The organism is Fructilactobacillus sp. YLN 2412 (assembly GCF_059488745.1).
Genome location: NZ_CM183165.1, coordinates 780643 through 799986 on the forward strand (window position 1 = coordinate 780643; position 19344 = coordinate 799986).

17 protein-coding genes and 1 tRNA gene are annotated in these 19344 nt (G+C 30.2%); 4 read left to right on the top strand and 14 right to left on the bottom strand.

What is annotated here, in order from left to right; all coding sequences use genetic code 11:
- Positions 1-344 precede the first annotated feature (344 nt).
- The 4 genes from murC to AC0GLR_RS03835 all read right to left on the bottom strand — a co-directional run bounded on the left by murC (position 345) and on the right by AC0GLR_RS03835 (position 5084).
- Complete coding sequence (gene murC / locus AC0GLR_RS03820) at positions 345-1694, bottom strand: UDP-N-acetylmuramate--L-alanine ligase (protein ID WP_495604166.1); 1350 nt, start codon at positions 1692-1694, stop codon at positions 345-347.
- A gap of 71 nt (positions 1695-1765) precedes the next feature.
- A complete protein-coding gene (locus AC0GLR_RS03825) occupies positions 1766-4045 on the bottom strand; it encodes a DNA translocase FtsK (protein WP_495604167.1) in 2280 nt (759 codons plus the stop codon).
- A gap of 49 nt (positions 4046-4094) precedes the next feature.
- Positions 4095-4733: a YtpR family tRNA-binding protein gene (gene ytpR, locus AC0GLR_RS03830; protein ID WP_495605416.1), complete on the bottom strand. Its 639-nt coding sequence runs from the start codon at positions 4731-4733 to the stop codon at positions 4095-4097.
- A gap of 21 nt (positions 4734-4754) precedes the next feature.
- The gene (locus tag AC0GLR_RS03835) at positions 4755-5084 is read right to left on the bottom strand and encodes a thioredoxin family protein (RefSeq protein WP_495604168.1); all 330 of its coding nucleotides are present in this window, start codon (positions 5082-5084) and stop codon (positions 4755-4757) included.
- Between the two features lie 89 nt (positions 5085-5173).
- Here AC0GLR_RS03835 and AC0GLR_RS03840 point away from each other — a divergent pair, with 89 nt between their 5' ends.
- Complete coding sequence (locus AC0GLR_RS03840) at positions 5174-5491, top strand: hypothetical protein (RefSeq protein ID WP_495604169.1); 318 nt, start codon at positions 5174-5176, stop codon at positions 5489-5491.
- Positions 5492-5495: 4 nt separating this feature from the next.
- Here AC0GLR_RS03840 and trmB read toward each other — a convergent pair whose 3' ends face one another.
- The 3 genes from trmB to AC0GLR_RS03855 are packed head-to-tail and all read right to left on the bottom strand — an operon-like array spanning position 5496 to position 8089.
- The gene (gene trmB / locus AC0GLR_RS03845; RefSeq protein ID WP_495604170.1) at positions 5496-6140 is read right to left on the bottom strand and encodes a tRNA (guanosine(46)-N7)-methyltransferase TrmB; all 645 of its coding nucleotides are present in this window, start codon (positions 6138-6140) and stop codon (positions 5496-5498) included.
- Between the two features lie 16 nt (positions 6141-6156).
- Entirely contained in the window at positions 6157-7359 is a 1203-nt protein-coding gene (locus AC0GLR_RS03850; RefSeq protein WP_495604171.1) for an ABC transporter permease, read from the bottom strand.
- Positions 7352-8089: an ABC transporter ATP-binding protein gene (locus tag AC0GLR_RS03855; protein WP_495604172.1), complete on the bottom strand. Its 738-nt coding sequence runs from the start codon at positions 8087-8089 to the stop codon at positions 7352-7354. The genes AC0GLR_RS03850 and AC0GLR_RS03855 overlap by 8 nt, the downstream gene beginning before the upstream one ends.
- A 110-nt stretch (positions 8090-8199) precedes the next feature.
- Here AC0GLR_RS03855 and AC0GLR_RS03860 point away from each other — a divergent pair, with 110 nt between their 5' ends.
- Together AC0GLR_RS03860 and AC0GLR_RS03865 are read left to right on the top strand one after the other, a co-directional pair.
- A complete protein-coding gene (locus tag AC0GLR_RS03860) occupies positions 8200-8634 on the top strand; it encodes an HIT family protein (protein WP_495604173.1) in 435 nt (144 codons plus the stop codon).
- A 125-nt stretch (positions 8635-8759) separates the two neighbouring features.
- Entirely contained in the window at positions 8760-9647 is an 888-nt protein-coding gene (locus AC0GLR_RS03865; protein WP_495604174.1) for a peptidylprolyl isomerase, read from the top strand.
- A gap of 49 nt (positions 9648-9696) precedes the next feature.
- Here the strand turns inward: AC0GLR_RS03865 and AC0GLR_RS03870 are convergent, their stop codons facing one another.
- From AC0GLR_RS03870 to AC0GLR_RS03895, 6 genes are all read right to left on the bottom strand, one after another.
- Positions 9697-12267, bottom strand: coding sequence for an ATP-binding protein (locus AC0GLR_RS03870; RefSeq protein WP_495604175.1), 2571 nt, complete (start codon positions 12265-12267; stop codon positions 9697-9699).
- A complete protein-coding gene (locus tag AC0GLR_RS03875; RefSeq protein WP_495604176.1) occupies positions 12257-13489 on the bottom strand; it encodes a metallophosphoesterase family protein in 1233 nt (410 codons plus the stop codon). Before AC0GLR_RS03875 ends, AC0GLR_RS03870 begins: the two co-directional genes overlap by 11 nt.
- A 64-nt stretch (positions 13490-13553) precedes the next feature.
- Positions 13554-13901: a YlbF family regulator gene (locus tag AC0GLR_RS03880; RefSeq protein ID WP_054646271.1), complete on the bottom strand. Its 348-nt coding sequence runs from the start codon at positions 13899-13901 to the stop codon at positions 13554-13556.
- A gap of 53 nt (positions 13902-13954) precedes the next feature.
- The gene (locus AC0GLR_RS03885) at positions 13955-16063 is read right to left on the bottom strand and encodes a transglycosylase domain-containing protein (protein ID WP_495604177.1); all 2109 of its coding nucleotides are present in this window, start codon (positions 16061-16063) and stop codon (positions 13955-13957) included.
- Between the two features lie 112 nt (positions 16064-16175).
- Complete coding sequence (gene argS / locus AC0GLR_RS03890) at positions 16176-17867, bottom strand: arginine--tRNA ligase (RefSeq protein ID WP_495604178.1); 1692 nt, start codon at positions 17865-17867, stop codon at positions 16176-16178.
- A gap of 222 nt (positions 17868-18089) precedes the next feature.
- Positions 18090-18160: transfer RNA gene (locus AC0GLR_RS03895), tRNA-Gly, on the bottom strand.
- An 87-nt stretch (positions 18161-18247) separates the two neighbouring features.
- Between AC0GLR_RS03895 and AC0GLR_RS03900 the strand changes: the two genes are divergently transcribed.
- Complete coding sequence (locus tag AC0GLR_RS03900) at positions 18248-18595, top strand: DUF1516 family protein (RefSeq protein WP_495604179.1); 348 nt, start codon at positions 18248-18250, stop codon at positions 18593-18595.
- A 27-nt stretch (positions 18596-18622) separates the two neighbouring features.
- On the opposite strand, the gene AC0GLR_RS03905 is transcribed toward AC0GLR_RS03900, so the two are convergent.
- On the bottom strand, positions 18623-19339 hold the full coding sequence (locus AC0GLR_RS03905; RefSeq protein WP_495604180.1) for an aspartate/glutamate racemase family protein: 717 nt from the start codon (positions 19337-19339) through the stop codon (positions 18623-18625).
- Positions 19340-19344 lie beyond the last annotated feature (5 nt).

A 19344-nucleotide genomic window follows, 5' to 3' on the forward strand; every position in this document is an offset into this window, starting at 1 on the left:
TTTATTTCATCATAATTATAATCTTTTATACTAATTTTATTATACTTCATGATGATTATCTAATATTGTTCACTAAAATTTTTCAATAAAAAACGTCCCGCTGTGGCCACAGCAGGACGCCAAGAATATATTCTCTTGATAACGATAACTCTAATAGACAGGAAGAAATTAATCAGTACTATTATTTCATTACTTTAAAACTAAAAAATCAAAAATTTTTATTAATTATTAATTAACAAGCTCGTTCTAATTCAGTCGTGTTTAAAAACCTAAAAGTCTATTGAGATATCGTTATCGTAGTTGAATCATAACACCAAAGATGTTAAAAGTGTCAAATAAAGTTCTTAATTTACTTTTTTACTCAAATGACTAAGTAATTCTTCGTATGTTCGTTCATATTTTTGGATATCACCAGCACCCATAAAAATGATGACGGCATTCTTATAATCTAATAATGGTGACATATTGTCCTCACTAATCAAATTACCGTTATCAATTTTGTCAACCAAATCTTGACTAGTAACATGACCAGATTTCTCACGAGGAGATCCATAAATTTTAGTCACAAATACCTTATCAGCTTTTCCCAAAGTTTTAGCAAAATCATCTAAATAAGCAATTGTTCTACTAAAGGTGTGTGGTTGAAAAACTACAATGATTTCTTTATTAGGATACTCTTGTCTTGCTGCATCTAAAGTTGCTTTAATTTCAGATGGATGATGAGCATAATCATCAATAATAGTCATATCACCGATTTTAATTTGCGAAAACCGTCTTTTTACACCTTTAAAAGTTAATAATTCTCTTTTAATTTCATCTAAATCAACTTCTTCAAAATAAGCAACTGCTATTACTGCAAGGGTATTAAGTACATTATGTTCACCAAATAATGGAATTTCAAAACGACCTAAATTTTTGCCACGAAAAACAACATTAAATGTTGATCCAGTAGTAGTCCTTTTAATATCAGTCGCACGAAAATCATCCTTTTCTTTTGTTCCATAATAATAAACTGGAACATCAGCATCAATTTTACGTAAATATGGATCATCACCCCAAGCAAAAATCCCTTTTTTAACGTGTGAAGCAAAAGTTTGAAAAGCATCAAAAACATCATCAATACCTTTATAATAATCAGGATGATCAAAATCAATGTTTGTCATAATTGCATAATCTGGATATGTTGGCATAAAGTGTCTTCGATATTCATCAGCTTCATATACAAAAAATCTAGCATCAGGAGTAGCATTACCCGTTCCATCTCCAACAAGGTAATCAGTTGGTGCAATTCCACTTAAAACATGGGCCAATAATCCAGAAGTACTTGTTTTCCCATGAGCTCCACAAACAGCAATGCTGGTAAAATTTTTAATCAATTCTTCTAAAAATTCTGGATAACGGTAAATTGGCAAACCCATTTCTTTGGCACGAACAACTTCAGGCTGGTCATCTTTAAAAGCATTCCCAACGATTAAAGTCATACCAGGTTTAATATTATCGGGATTAAATGGATATACTGAAATGCCTTCATCTTCTAATCCTTTTTGAGTAAAAGTATATTTTTCAATATCTGATCCTTCAACTTTGCATCCCATGTCATGAACTACTAATGCCATGGCACTCATTCCCGTTCCCTTAATTCCAACGAAAAAATAAGTGGTATCTTTGTTTAATTCAGGTTCATTATTTATCATTATTTATGGATGTTCTCCTTTTATTTTATATAGTTAAAATGATATCAATTTCTAACTCGAAAGTCTAAACACTAAATATTAAGCTTTTTTAAATCAGCCTCATTCAAATAAATGTCACGAGGCTTTGCACCATGTTGTGAAGAAACAAAATTATTTCTTTCTAAATCATCAATGATATTAGCTGCTCGATTATATCCAATTGAAAATGTTCTTTGTAATTTTGAAGTAGAAATCGTATCTTCATTTGCAACATATTGTAAAATTTGTTGCCATAAATCATCATGACTAGCTGCTTTGTCAACACTTTTTAGTAATGATTTAGGCTCAAATTCATAATGTGGGCTACCCTGAGTACGAATAAATTCTGTAACTTTTTCAACTTCTTTATTTGTTACAAATGCACCTTGTAATCGTTCAGGTTTATTAGCCCCATTACCTAAATATAGCATATCCCCTTTCCCTAACAGCCGTTCGGCTCCAGCTTGATCGATAATTGTTCGAGAATCAACCTGACTTGAAACCATAAAAGCAATTCGAGTTGGAATATTATTTTTAATCGTTCCTGTTACAATGTCGACACTTGGTCTTTGAGTAGCTACAACTAAGTGAATTCCTGCTGCACGTGCCTTTTGTGTGATTCTAACAATGTAATCCTGGACTTCGCCAGAAGCTACCATCATCAAATCAGCTAACTCATCAATAACAACTAAAATATAAGGCAGTTTGTCAACATCACGATTATTTTCATGTGCTAATTTATTATACTGCTCAATATTTCTAACACCAGAAGCAGCTAATCGTTCATATCGATTATCCATCTCAGTTGTAACCCATTTTAAGGCAGCTGCGGCTTCTTTTGGATCTGAAATAACTGGAGAAATCAAGTGTGGAATCCCATCATATGGAGCCAATTCAACAGCCTTAGGATCTATTAAAATCATTCTTAACTCACGCGGAGTGGCATGATAAAGTAAAGATAATAATAAACTATTAATAAAGACACTTTTCCCTGATCCTGTTGCCCCTGCAATCAAAGCATGGGGCATTTTACGAATATCTGCAGTTACCGGAAGACCTTCAATATTAACTCCTAAAGCAACATCAGTCGAAAAGTTTTCTTGTTTAAATAAAGGTGATTCCAAAATTTCTGATAGCATTACTGGGCGTGGTTCAGGATTTGGAATTTCAATTCCAACAGTTGATTTACCTGGAATAGGAGCTTCAATTCGAATATCTTTTGCAGCTAATGCCATTTTCAAATCGTCATTTAAATTAGTTATTTTGTTTACTTTGACTCCTAAATCAAGTTTCACTTGAAACTGAGTTACAGTTGGTCCATTAGTCCAATCAGTCACATGACCTTGAACATGAAATGCTTGTAAAGTATCATCCAACGTTAGTGCCTGATTTTCAATCCATTCATCCATATCATTATTTACATTGTTATTGACTGGAGGATTTAAAAGTTTGTCGCTTGGAAAACGATAATTTTGTTCCGGAAATTGATGACCGTAATCCTTATAATCTGCTGTTTGATTATTTTGGGAATTTGATTTATTACTAGCAGTATTCAAATCAGTCTTGGAATCCGTTAATGAATCAGTTACTTCGTCATGATTTGATACAAAATCATTTTGAATGTCATTATGTTCAACATCCTTATTTTCATTTAGTGTATCTGAATTATTAGCAGTTTTCTCAGCGGACTGATTAAACAAAGGTAAATGATTGGCTAAACCATTTTCATTATTAAAAATATCACTAAGAGAATGACCTAATTCCTTATGATGCGTAGGCTTTTTCTTTTTATCCTCTGAGTTATCCACAGTGTTTTCATTTTCGTTTTCATTTGACTGCGACTTAACTACATCATTATCAATTGATTTTCTAACATCTAATTTGCCATCGTTTTTTTTCAAATCAGGTGTTTGAATTATCGCTTTTTTATCAATATCATCAGATTTTTCCTCACTAATTAAATCGATTGAATTCGACTTAATCACGCCAACTTTAGGTTTTTCAGCATATAAAATAAAGTTTGCGGTATTTTTTTCCAATTCTTTAATAGCTTCAAGATACTGAGAACTAATTTTATTTCCACCAAAATTATAATAATTATGTCGGATATTGCTCTTAATTGGTTTAAAGGACTTTGTTTTCTGAATCAAGTCAAGTTCTTTTTCTTTTGGAGTAAATGTATTTTTTTTATTATTTTCACTTAAAAGCTTTCGTTTCTTTCCATTATTAACTTTAGTGGAGGTATTTTGAAATTGATTAATTGCAAAATTTTTTGAAACTTTTTCCCCATTAAAATATTTTCTAAAAAATGCTGGACCATCATAATGTTCCATAATGTTTTTCACCCTAATTAAAAGTTATGTATAAAAAAACGAATAGCAACTATTCGTCAAAAAGTGTTTTAGCTTTTTTAAAATTGAATGGTTCGCCAATTTTATACGAATCAGGCAAAATCAATGCGCCAGGTTTATCAGGAGCATTAGGAATTTTAAGTTCTCTTCCAGAACAAATCATTCCATTACTTTCAACTGATTTTAATTTACTTGGCCAAATGATAAGTCCATTAGGCATCATTGCACCAATCTCAGCAACTACGACTCTAATACCTTCTTGCATATTTGGAGAACTGCTAACAATTTGTAGTGTTTCACCATTTTGAACTTCAGTCTCTGTGATAAGTAAATGGCTTGAATCAGGATGATTTTTAACTGATTTAACATATCCAACAATAAACTTAGGTTCAATCCTTTTTGGTAATAAATTATTAAATCCATGATTGGTTAAAAATTCATTTAAATGGCTGATTTGAGTTTCATTTAAATCAACTCTCCCATTATAATTTTTGATATCCGGAATGATTCGGCTAACATTGAAAATATTGTAACCAATTACATTTCCGTCCTCATTTTTAATTTCAACAATGTCATCTTTTTTATTAATTTGTTGTTTCCCTTTTTTAGGACCTAATACAACAATTAAGACATCCCCAATTTGTTTTGGATTATAACTAGTAATCATCAATTTGTTCATTTCTCCTTAACATTATTTTTTAGTTGAAAGTGAATTAATAAATTCTTCAATTTCAGTTTTAGTCTTGCGATTTTTATTTACCAATCTGCCAATTTCATTGCCATTATCATATGCAATAAAACTAGGAATACCAAAAACATCCAATTCTTTACATAAATCAATGTTATCATCACGATCAACTTTAATAAATGTGTATTCTGGATAATCTTTTACGATTTCTGGCATTACTGGTTTAATAAAGTTGCAATCTGGACACCATCCAGCGGTAAAAAATAAAATATATTTACCGCTTTTAATTTTTTTATTTAATTCAGTTACGTTCATTACTGGTAATTGTTCCATACTATGATTCTCCTATCTATTTTATTATAGCCCACGCTTAATTAAATTGTTATATAATTAAATTTAAATGAAAGAAAGGGGTCAATCAATTGTTTAAACCTAAATTTATAGTTCCAACTCTATTATCAGTTGCAGGTACTTCAGTATATGTTTTTGTAAAAAAAAGAAAACAAGCTAAACAAGAATTAGTAAAAAAAAGTTTAACCGATTCCATAAAAAAAGAATTTGGTAATCAAAATATTAATGGTTACTGGATTGATTTTGATAACCATAAAGGTCTTGAATATGAATGCGGTATAAATATTGAAAATGAAGAAACTGGTTTAAAAGAATCATATACTTTCTTATTCACTCCAGAGACCAGAGAAATATATCGAATTAAATTAATTAATGATAGCTACGAATGATTATTTAAGTAAATTGGGCCACAATCTTATAGATTGGGCCTTTTTCTTTATATTTTTCTTCATATTCTGTTTCTACGTTATCATCTATAATTTCTACATTACTATGATGAAAATCTAGATTAACAGAACTAAATTTCATTCCAAAATTATTTAAACTAACAAGAGAGTATTCAAAAAGCCCTCGGTTATCAGTTTTAAACTCTAACTCAGCATTCTTAGGCAATATATTCTGATAGCTTTGTAAAAATTTTGGCGAAGTTAAACGTCGTTTTTCATGACGACTTTTAGGCCAGGGATCAGAAAAGTTAAGATATAATTTTTGAATTTCACCCTTTTCAAAAAAACTATCGACATCTTTACCATCGGTTAAAACTAATTGAACATTAGGAAGCTGACTATCAACTGCTTTATTTACTGCCATTGCCAGTACTGAATCTTGAATTTCAATTCCAATATAATTAATATCTGGATGTTTTTTAGCCATCCCAATAATAAATTGACCTTTTCCAGAACCAATTTCAACGTGAATTGGAGCATTATTTTTAAATCTACTTTTCCACTTTCCTAAATACTTTTCTGGGTCATTAATTAAATATTCTGGGTGATTTTCCATGTATGGAAGTGCCCATTTCTTTTTTCTAACTCTCATCATCAATCTCCGATTTCTAATTTTTATGTTTTTTATTTAAAAGTGTAACTGTCAAAAAATAGACTTCTATTATCCACAATATAATTGAAATAAAAATTGTTTGTATTCCATCTTTAGCAATTAACATTCCGATTAAAAGAGCTAGCATTTCAATCATTAATAATAACTGAAGCAATCTTCTGAAGTTTTTAATTTTAACATTTTCACTAACTGGATAAATATGAATTAAAACATTATCATCAAAATAATTAAAAAATGGAATAATTTGAACCCCAGTTAAATAAATAAATAAAACCGAAATTAAAATTGCTAAAATTTGGTTATTGACAAACATTAATAAAACAAAACCGACTAATAAAAGTCTGAAATATAAGGAACTTATATCATTGTCGCGAATAAAAGTACGTAAATATAAATTAGAAAACAAATGTTTTTGATCTTTTTTTAGTGGTCTTAACAATGGATCCAGATACTTACGTCGATGCGATTTTGAAGGTAATGAAGGAACCTCTGTAAATAAACTGAAGAAACGATAAATACGATTCATACGCTTGTCTTCAGTATTAATTACATATTGCCAATTAACTACATTAGATTGATGTAGTCTTTCATAAGTAACTCCAAAAATACAAATTAATGTTAAAAAGAGTGCTGTTGGTAACCCAATATAAAATGCTACCCCTAAAATTCCAATTGGAAGAATCCAATTAAATAACGTTTTTTTCCAAAATGAACTAGAACGAGAACGTCTAATTTGCAAAAATTCTATTTCTAACAAATAAAACTTTAGTAATAACATCAGAATTAACACAAACACTAAATCTAAAGTTTTCCATCCAAAAGAAATACTCATAAATGGTAGCAATACGAACCAGATTAAAAATTGAATAAGTGAAGCCATTAAATAGCTATATTTTAATGCAGCTTGAAAATAGCTTTTAAAATCATATTCTTTGGGCGTTAAAAACACTTGATCTGGTTTTTTAATCAGCGTAACCATTGTTCCCAAATGAACAGAAAATAAAATAACGATAATTACTAATAATGGTTCCCACCACAAGTTAGTCTGTAAATTACTTAATAAATTTGAATATGAAAGACTAAGTGCTCCAATAAAAAACATTAACGCAATTACAAAAAAATCATTAAAAACATAACGTAAATATTTAACCATTTCCATTATGTGAGAATTAAGTCTTTTTCTAAAAATTTTATTCATGACTATCATTCCTTGCCAATGCTAAATAAATATCATTTAATGAACTTCCATAATTTGAATATTGTTGTTTAATATCTGCCATTGTACCTTCATAATTAACTTTACCATCATTAAGCAACACGAATCGATCACAATATTTTTCAGCAGTATCCAACACATGGGTAGACATCAAAATACTGGCTCCCTCTTTTTTCTTATCATCAATTATTTTAAGTAAATCATTTACTGCCAGTGGATCCAGTCCTAAAAATGGTTCATCAATCACAAATAATTTAGCATTAGTAATAAAAGCACAAACAATCATGACTTTTTGGCGCATCCCTTTGGAAAAATTAGCTGGAAACCACTCCAACTTATTATTTAAACGAAAAGTCTTTAATAACTGATGTGCCTTTTCCCAAGTTGATGCATAATCAAGATTATATGCCATGATTGTAGTATCAATATGTTCCTTTAAAGTTAATTCAGGATATAAAATTGGCATTTCAGGAACATAAGCAATTTCCTGCTTATATTTTTCAACATCATCATTAATTTGAATTCCATTTACTTTAATAGTGCCAGAAAACGGTGTCATTAAACCCATAATGTGATTAATGGTAGTTGATTTCCCAGCTCCATTAAGACCAATTAAAGAAACTAGTTCTCCATCTTTAACATCGAAACTTTCATTTTTTAAAACAGGAATACTAGAATATCCACCAGTCAACTTATTAACTTCTAAACTCATTGAAACACTCCCAACTCATTAAGATATAGTAATTAAGCTAATTATATCATATGGCAAAGCTCAATAATTTTATAAGATAGTGTATACTTACAGAGAAAGGAGCTTTATCTATGACTGATTCAAATTGTATTTTTTGTAAAATTGTAAGTGGTGAAATCCCTAGCTATAAAGTCTATGAAGATGACGTAGTTTTAGCATTTCTTGATATTTCACAAACTACACCTGGACATACACTAGTGATTCCCAAAAAACATATTAAAAATATTTATGATTTCGATGCCGAAACTGCAGGCGAAGTATTCGCAAGAATACCAGCAATTGCAACAGCTATTAAAGATTCAAATCCTGAAATCAAGGGAATGAATATTGTAAATGATAATGGTGAATTAGCCTACCAATCAGTATTTCATGCTCATTTTCATCTCATTCCACGCTATACAAAAAATGATGATTTTTCAATTCATTTTGGCAATAACGAAAGTGATTATAATAAATCTAAATATGAAGCAATTCAGGATTCAATTATAAATAAAATCAAACAATAAGATTAAAATAAGATTAAATTTAATTGGTAAACAATCACCACTAATTTAGATATGGTATATTTGTAAGTAAGATTATCTTTCTTTGAGAATTTAAATCTTCAAATTTTAAGAATGGATGTGTATATATGAGTAAGAAAAAATGGGCTGTGGGCGCAGCTGGTATTCTTATGAGTCTTTCACTTGTTGCATGTGGAGAAAGCAGTAAAACTGTTGCCACAACTGATGGTGGAAAAATAACTCAAGAACAATATTACAACAAAATGAAGGGTACCCAACAAGGTAAACAAGAACTTCAACAAATGATTCTAAACAAAGTATTGGAACATAAATACGGAGATAAAGTTAAAGAATCAGAAGTAAACAGTCAACTTGATAAATACAAAAAACAATATGGTAGTCAATTCTCTGCTATGTTACAACAACAAGGTATGACTGAATCTCAACTTAAAGACTCAATTAAAGATAATTTATTATTAAAACAAGCTGTTCTCGATAAAACCAGCTTCTCAAATAAAGATCTTGAAAAACAATTTAAGAGTTATCAACCTAAGGTAACGGTTAAAGCAATCGTTACCAAAGATAAGAGTACAGCTGAAACTGTGATCTCAAACCTAGATAATGGTCAGAAATGGGATACTTTAGCTAAGAAATACTCAATCAACTCTTCAAATAAAAATGATGGTGGTAAATTACCAGCATTTGATAACAGTAATTCAACGGTTGATTCATCATTTAAGAAGGCTTCATTTAAACTTAAGAATGGTGAATACACTAAGACCCCTGTTAAGACTAAAGAAGGTTACCAAGTAATTGAAATGGTTAACCATCCTTCTAAAGGAACTTTAAACGATCATAAAGCAGAAGTTAAAGATCAGTTAGCAACCCAAAGAATGAATGATAGTGATACACTTCATAGTGTTGTTGCTAAGGTTCTAAAAGACGGTGATGTTCATATTGAGGATAAGAGTTTACAAAACATTCTTTCTGGATATATCGACACTCCTAAAAACTAAATAAGTATAAAAAATAACCACCTCACAATTAGGTGGTTATTTTTTATACTTAATCTAATTTTAATACTAAATCCGGTGAAACCTCATTCATAATTCTGTCGTCAGCCGTAAAATACAATATTTGAGTTGTTTCTGAAATTAATTTCATTAATTCTATTGCATTGTTTGTCCGAACATGATCGAATTCCACGAAACCATCATCAATCATGATTGGCATTGGAAATTCATCACTAAATGAGATTGTCAAAGCAAAAATCAATGACAGATAAAGTTGTTGCATTGTTCCTCTTGATAACTCTTTTATCTTAAATTTCATTCCATCATCTGTAACGACTTCAATTTTTTTACCATATTTAATTTCAACATAATGATGATCAGTCAAAATGCCAAAATATTTTTGTGCTTGTTTTTGAACTTGAGGAAATCTTCCATGACTAGCTTGGTTTAACACTCTTTCAATCCATTCATTTGTTAATTTATAAACCAACCATTTACTAGTCAAGTCATTAATTTCACTTTGAGAGTTAGCTAATTGTTGTTTTAAATCTAAAAAGGTTCCATCTTTTTTTAACTGATCAATTTTAACTTTAATTGCAGTTTGCTCTTGCGTTAAAGAAACCATTTTAAGCTTTAATTTCTCCTGCTGTTCTTTTAACATCTGCAATTTATCATCCAGTACCTGCTTATTAGCATAATTTTTTAAACGCATAACAACTGAAGAATCTAACTCATTTTGTAAACTAGCTAATTGTTCTAATTGTTTTTTAATCTTATTTTGTTTTTCAAATAAAGATTTAAATTCAGCTAAATCTTTAACTTCACGTGAAAGATAAAATTGTTGCATTTCTTTTTGTATTTCATCATGTTGCTTTTGATGTTGATCACGATCATTTTCTAATTCCTGTAGGCGCTGATGATATTGTGTACTCTTTTGTTCTTGATCTTTTGCCCCCAATACAAACTGTTTAATAGTATTGTATTTCATTCCGTCCGAAACATCAGTTAATTCTAATTCGTTAAATGCAAAACTCCAATTATCCAAATAATTTTTAAGTGATGCCAATTTATTTTGTGCATCATTTTTTAAAACATTAATTTCTTCCAACTCATTATTACGACGCTTAATTGCAGTTTGTAATACATTTGTCCATTGATTTTGCGAAATACTTTGAATTTTATATTCTTTGCCAATCGACATTAATTCATTTTCAATATCCTGAATTTGAGAGTTTAATTCACCAACTGGAATTTGATTGTTTGTATTAGTATGATTTTGTTTAGATTTTTTAGTTAACAAAAATCCAACAAAAGCCAATAACAATCCCACTACTAATAAAATTGGCAGCATGACTCCTTGAAATAAAAATCCAACTATAATTAGGAATACTCCAAAAACAGTAATCCCAATCGGTAATTGATTATTACTAGTTGAAACTTCAGTTTTGCTACGGTTATTTTGTTTGGCAAACGCAATTCTACTTTTTAAATCACTTTGTTTATGCAATAGTTCATCAACATGATTTAACATCTCAGAATCAAAAGGTTTACTAGCTGTTCCCCCAGCATCGATATTATCCTGGCGTAATCTTAATTCTTCGTTTTTAATATCATGAAGTAACGAATCATATTCACGTTGTTTTTCAATTTGACTATCAAGGTGTCTAGATAGATCACTAATTTTAGCCTGATTGTCCAAATAAAATTGATAATGTGGTTGTGTCACAAAATGTTGCTTTTTAAAATTTTCAATTTTTAAATTATTATTATTCAAATCATTATCAATTAGTTTTAGTTTATTATTCAAATCATTAATTTTTGCCAAATCATGATCTTCAAACCCTTTTTTAATTTTAAGATTTTTATTTTTTAATTGATTTAATTGCTCATATTTATTCCAATTTTGACTATCTTCATAGACTTTTGAATAAGTTTGAACTAATTGATTATAATCTTGATTATCTTTTTTTATTTCACTATCTAAACTATTTAGTTGTTTCGTTAACTCAACAAATTCGGGATATTTGTTTTTTGCTTCTTTAAACTCATCCTGTAATTTTTCATAATTTTTTAATTCTAAATATAAACTTTGTTTTTTCCCAGTTGGCCGATAAATTGACCCTGCCTTTTCATCCAAGTCTTTTTTTAACTTAAGCCATTGGTCAATACCAACAACTCCTACCCGACGAATTCGTTCTTCTAACTCGTCATTAGTCAGTTTTGCAATAGCATCAAGATCAAGTGAACCAAAATAAAATAATTTATTGTACCCATCTCGATTAATTGGGCCTAAAATTTCTTTTAAAATTAGCTGTGGAAGTTCATTGCCATGATAATCAAAAATAGTTAAATCTCCACCGTTTTTACCATCAACACGTTGGATTTCAAAGGTTTCTCCATGATTAGCAATTACTAATTTACCACCCATTTTGCTTTTATCCTTAGGACCATATAGATGAGTAGTGCTACGATGCTCAAATCCAAATAAAATATCTTTAATGAAGTTAATAATAGTAGTTTTTCCTGTTTCATTTTTTCCATAAATGACTTGAAATTGATTAAAATCAAAAGTAACATGGCTGAGTTTACCATAATTAAATATTTCAATTTTTTTAATCTTCACTATGTTTTTCATTCCCTTCAGTTTGGGCTTTCAAAAGTATTTTACTTTGATCTAATAAATTTTGAAGTGCTTTATCAGAACTAAAATTATCACGAATAAAGGCATTTTTAAACAATTTTTTTGCTATTTCATTAATCACTTCATGATTAAAAACTAAACTTTGTGTTTCGTTCCAAAATGATTCATCTAAATCAGAAAAGTGAATATCTTCTTTTTCATCAAGATTAACTTCATAAATCCAGCCGTTTAAATCTTGATATTTATCTTTTAATTCTTGCTGAATACTTTCTAATAATAAATCGTTTAGTAAACCGTTCGATACTTCACTACTAGCTTTATTATCCTTATTAATCAAAATGAGATATAATAACTTCAAATTAGTAAATTGACTACTTTCAAGTGTTTCTAAAACTTGATTAACAACATCCGTAATATTCATTGAACCATTAATTTTTACTTTTAATTTTGTAAAATCAACTTCAGATGTCGAAACGAAATTAGCATTCAACTTATCATTTGTATCGCTTACCATTAAATATCCTTTTTTACCAGGTTCATTTTTATGCCGTCCTTGAATATCCCCAGGATACTCAATCAAAGGGTTTTGATTCAATTCTTGTCTTTTATGAATATGACCTAATGCCCAATAATCGTATCCTTTATCAACCATTTCATTGATAGTAAATGGAGCATAGTTGGAATCATTTCCAGATTTTATGGAACCATGAACCATTCCAATTTGATAGTCAGCATCACTACTAGTAGGAAACTTAGTTACCATATCTTCAGTTATTGCTTGTTTATCATAACTAAATCCAGTGATTTTGACTTTTTTTCCATCCTTTGTAGTCAATTGGTGGGTCGTAACTTCACTTGGAAAAACAAAGACATTTGCAGGAAACGCAAAATTTTTCCCATCATCTTTTTGAAAATCGTGATTTCCAAATGATAATAAAACCGGAATATCTGCTTGATCCAATCTACGTAATTGATCAATAAAAAAACTTACAGCCGTTACACTCTGGTTCTTCCCATCAAACAAATCTCCAACTAATAAAACAAAATCAACTTTTTCTTCAATTGCATCATCTACAATTCTAGTAAAAGAATCATAGGGAGCTTGTTGTAGCTTTTTCCATAATGATTGTGGTGCATTAGCATCATCTCTAATTCCCTCGAAAGGTGTATCTAAATGTAAATCGGCAGCATGAATAAATTTCATTCTCTTATCTCCTAGACAATAAAAAAAGAAGCACCTAAATTAAGTGCTTCCTAATTTAAAAGAATTAACCTTCGTAAAGTTTACGCAATGGTTCAGTGATAACCATGTTAGCATCATCAATTAATTTACCCATTGCTTTTTCTCTTTCCATTAAAATTTTAATTGCAGGAAGTTTGTTCATTTTATCAGCAAGTTCTCTTGCAGCCTTCATATCATCTGGGGTGATTTCTTGACCAGACATTTGTTTTTGTCTTAATTCGTTTTGACTTGCTTGAAATTCAGTAAAAATCTTGTATGAATCTTTTTCAGCTTTCAAAGCGTCAAAAGCATTTTTTAAATTAGTAAATTCTTCTGATTGAGCAACTGCATCTTGCATTTTTTTAGCTTGTTCCATAATTTTGTTATCTGACATAAATATATCTCCTCTTGATAAGTATTATATTATCATTTTAACATATTTTAACCTCAACGACCTAATAAACTACGTGCTCCATTGATTAAATTATGAGCCACACTTTTAGCTCCCACTTCAACATTTTTACTAAAATCTTGAACTTTCCCAGCTAAATCATTTTCTTCTTCACTATTACTTTCCTTATTTTGTTTATCTTTTTCTTTAACTAATGTTGCTGCATCTTGTGTTTTAAATGGGGTTTGCTTAGTATATGGAATAATTTGTTGCATTTGTTGTTTATACAAAGTATTAACCCCAGTCCCACTTAAATTTTCTAAGTGATGAGAAGAATTAGTATTGTCAAAACCTTCCCAAGTAGCTACTACTACGTCTGGTGTATAACCGACTAACCATTTATCCCTCGTAGCATCCGCATCTTTACTATTATCAGCCTCTGTACTACCAGTTTTTCCAGCAATCTGGTATCCATTTGGTTTAGCAGTTGCTCCAGTTCCATAATCAAAGACACCCATCATCATACTTGTCATTTGTTTTGCAGTATCATCGGACATAATTTGACTCGGACTACTTTCATGTTTACCAACTGTTTTCCCAGTTGAATCCACAATCTTAGTAATATAAAAAGGTTTAGAAACTTGCCCATGGTTAGCAAAAGCCGTATAAGCTCCTGCCATTTGTTGTGGTGAAACACCACTTGATAGTCCTCCTAAAGCAAGGGCTAAATTATCATCTTTTTTAGTAACTGGTAATCCAAATTTTTGTACGGATTCGTAACCTTTATTTACTCCAATTTTATTCAGAGTCCAAACAGCGGGGGCATTCATACTTTGTGCTAATGCTTCATACATCGGAACTTTACCACTATATTGATTGTTATAATTATTAGGCGTGTAATGATTCTTACCATAAGATAATTTTTTATTAACTAGTTTTGAATCATAGTTAAATCCGTTTTCTAATGCAGGCGTATAAACCGCCAATGGTTTCATAGTTGATCCTGGTTGTCGTTTTATATCTGTTGCCCGATTAAACCCACGGAAGATATCTTTATTACGTCCCCCTACAACAGCTTGAACTCCACCATTTTTAGGATTAACAGCAACAGAAGCTGCTTGAACCTTAGTCCCATCAGCTGCATTTTGGGGAAACAAGTCTGGATTTTTAAAATCTTTTTGAAAACTACTTTGTTGTTGCTGGTCAAGATTTGTATATATTTTATAACCATCATTCATAAGCTGTTTTTCCGTTAACCCATATTTACTAATTGCTTCATTAATGACAGCATCAAAATAATATGGATATTTATAACCATCTTTTACTTTAAAAGTATCTTTAGTCCCTAACGGCAACTTCTGATAATTTTTAAGTTCACTTTTAGAAATCTTTCCATTTTCCGCCATTAACTCCAAAACAACATTTCGCCGTTGTTTAGCTGCTTCAGGATGATCAATTGGATTATTACTTGGATTCTGCAACATTCCAGCTAAAACAGCTGCATCTTGAACTGGTAAATCCTTGGCATCCATTCCAAAATATTTTCTAGAAGCATCTTGAACACCATAAATTCCATTTCCAAAATATGCATTATTCATGTACATTGTGATAATTTGTTTCTTAGAATACAAATTTTCAATTTCAATCGAAATAAATAACTCTTTAAATTTTCGTGATAAAGTTTGTTGCTGGGAAAGAAACGTATTTTTAGCTAATTGCTGTGAAATAGTACTCCCACCACCACTAATTTGATTTCTACCCATTAATTTATTTCCAATTGCAAGTAGAATAGCTCTTCCATATCCCTTTACCGAGAAACCATGTTCATGATAAAAATTACGGTCCTCAGTTGATAAAATTGCATTAGGAAGATTGGGAGAAATTTTTTGACTTGAAACATAGGTTCCTTTTTGTGAATAAAGTCCGCCAGCCTTAGAACCATTTTTATCGTAAATTAAAGTTGAACGAGATAAATTAGATTGTAAATTATGAACATGAGAAGTTTTAGCAATAATTGTCAAATAGATTGTGAATATTAAAGAAAAAAACAAAATGATTACTACAATCCATTTTGTAATTTGAAATCTTTTCCAATATTTGTAAATGAAATACCAAATTTTCTTTAAAAAAGTTTTAAAAAATGAGTTGTCTTTGTATTTTGCCATAAAAAATTTCTCCTAGATAAGCTTAATCATTATTGTATCACAAAGACTTTAAAAAGCTGTAAAGACAATAAAAGAGCGTCACTATCAAAAGTGACCCTCCTTTAAGATAAAATTACATTTCATTTGGTGCTTTAACCCCAAGTAAATTCAAAGATTCTTCTAAAACAATTGAAACACTTTTAACTAAGGATAGTCTTGCATTCAACTCATCATCATCAACCAAAATCTTAGTATGAGCATAATATTTATTAAATGCTTTTGCTAATTTTAATGAATATTTAGCAATGTCTGATGGTTCAAAATGCTGATTTGCACGTTTAACAACCTGTGGAAATTCTTGTAATAACTTGATTATTTCCCATGAATCATTATCGGTCAAAGAATGCTTACCTTTTTCAAAATCAGAATATTCACCTTTTTTTAAGATGCTTTCAGCACGAGCATGTGCATATTGTACATAAGGACCAGTTTCACCTTCAAATCTCAACTGGTCTTTCAAATTAAAATCAATACTATCCATTCTAGCATTCTTTAAATCACCAAAAATGACTGCTCCGACTCCAACATCTTCTGCAACTTGATCTTTATTTTTTAATCCAGGATTCTTTTCAGCAATTTGTTCCTTGGCCATCTTAACTGATTCATTTAAAACTTCATTTAAAAGGACGATATTCCCATGTCGCGTGGAAAGTTTTTTACCATCAACTGTAATCAAGCCAAATGGAACATGATGTAATCCAGCTGCTGAATCAAGACCCATTTTCTTCAAAACTGCTTTTAATTGTTTAAAGTAATAAGTTTGTTCTGAACCAACCACATATAAATTCATAACTGGATGATAAGTTTTATCACGATAAATAGCAGTTGCAATATCACGTGTAACGTATAATGAAGCACCATCGGTTTTTAAAATCAAAGCTGGGTTTAAATCTTCATCGCTCAAATCTACAATAGAAGCACCTTGGGATTTTTCTAATAATCCCTGATCTTTTAATGTATCAACTACATTTTGTAATTTATCATTATAAAATGATTCACCATTATAGGTATCAAACTCAACATTAAGTTTTTGGTAGGTTTGTTTAAAAGCTTCTAAAGAAACATCTCTGAACCATTCCCAAAGTTTTACTGCTTCAGGATCTCCGTCTTCAAGATTTTTAAACCATTCGCGTGCTTCAACATCTAATTCAGGATTTTCTTGGTCTTCTTTATGAAATCTAATATAGTATTGCACTAAATAATGAATTGGATCTTTTTTGACATCTTCTTCGCTACCCCACTTTAAATAAGCTGTAATCAATTTTCCAAACTGCGTGCCCCAATCACCTAAATGATTATCTTTAATTGGTTTGTAACCATTTTTAGTTAAAATTTTGGCAATTGAATTACCAATCACAGTAGAACGCAGATGACCCATTGACATTGGCTTAGCAATATTAGGAGAAGACATATCAATAGTAACCACTCGATCTTGTCCATCTTGATTATCCCCATAATGATTTTTTTCAATCAATACATCGCTAATTACTTGCTCACTAACACTTTGTTTATTTAAAAAGAAATTAACATAAGGACCAGCGGCTTCAACATTATCAAAACTAACCCCATCAATTTTAGCAACGATTCCTTGCGCAATTTCTTGAGGAGCTTTGTGCATTGTTTTTGATAATACAAAAGCTGGAAAAGCCAAATCACCATTTTTTGAAAGTTTAGGTTTTTCTATTTTAGTATAAATATCACTGGTTGAGACTTGATTGTCAACTGCATCAGAAATAGCATCTGCCACCAATTGTTTGTAATCCATTTTATTCACTCCTTATAATAAAAAAACTCCTACATTAAAAATTAATGTAAGAGACGAGTTAACCCGCGGTACCACTCTAATAGGTAAATTACCCACTTTGATTATTTAAATTATTGCCTAAAAAGCACGCCTTCGCATTCATCAAATATCTAGCTCTCAACATCCTAGACTTGCTGTAATCTTTAAAATACTACTACTCTTTTATCATAGGCAACTTACCAAAGCGGGTGACGGGAATCGAACCCGCGACGTAAGCTTGGGAAGCTTAAATTTTACCACTAAACTACACCCGCAATACATTGAAATTATAGCATTAAATAAGTTGCTTGTCATTAGTATTTAGTTTATTAATTATGATAAAATTCTACTGGAGGCATATCATGTTTATTTATTTAATTATTATTTTATGGCTATTACTAGTAATTTCTCTAACAATTGGAGTTACTCGTAAACAGGATAAACAAATTATTAAAGCTTTAATATATACTAGAGCCCTTTATTTTATTCTATTGATGATACAAGTCGTTTTCTCTATTCAGAATTTTAATCAACAACCTGGTTTAATTATTTTTAGTTTTATTATATCCATTTTTGCTATTTCGTTTATTGACATTTCATTTCAACGAAAAATACAAGGAACATTAAAAATATCTATCATTTGGATAACCATTATTTTAATCATTATCGCTATTATTATCCTATTCATGATAAAACAAAAATTCGTTTAGATTTTTACTCTAAACGAATTTTTTCTATTATTTATTTTTTTGCATTTTTTCAGCTAATCTAATCGATTCATCAACTAATTCACTTTGAGCATCAATCACATGGTAGCTATTGCTGCCGGCTCGTTCTTCTGCAACTGATATTTCAGTACATCCTAAAATAACAACGTCACATTTTAACTCATTCGTCATTTGATCAAGAATATGATGATATAAATCAGCGTCAACCCAATTTTGTTCTTTAACATCATCATAAATTAATTGCATAGTTTCATCAGCAATTTCACTTGTCGGCATCACTAAATCATACCCAGCTTCTTTAATTGGTTCTTCATACACTTTATCTTTTAAAGTTCCTTTAGTTGCAATCAACCCCACTCGTTTAGCATTCGGAAATTTCTTGCTAATCGCTGCAACTGCTAAATTTGGCATATGCAAAATAGGAATTGAGGTTAAAGATTGTAATTGATTATAAAAATAATGAGCAGTATTACATGGCAAAGCAAAAAATTCCGGTCCTATTTTACTTTGTTGCTTAATATCTTCAGCTAATGGTTTCAAAGGATCTGGATGATTTTGGGGATCAATAATATAGTCTGTTCGATCAGGAACTGTAGCATGATTTACAAGAATATAATTTAAATAATCTTGGTCTTGATGAGCATCAGTCTTTTTATTCAATTGATGAATATATGATTCTGTTGCTTCTGTTCCCATTCCGCCAATAATTGTAAAAAAATCTTTCATAAGTT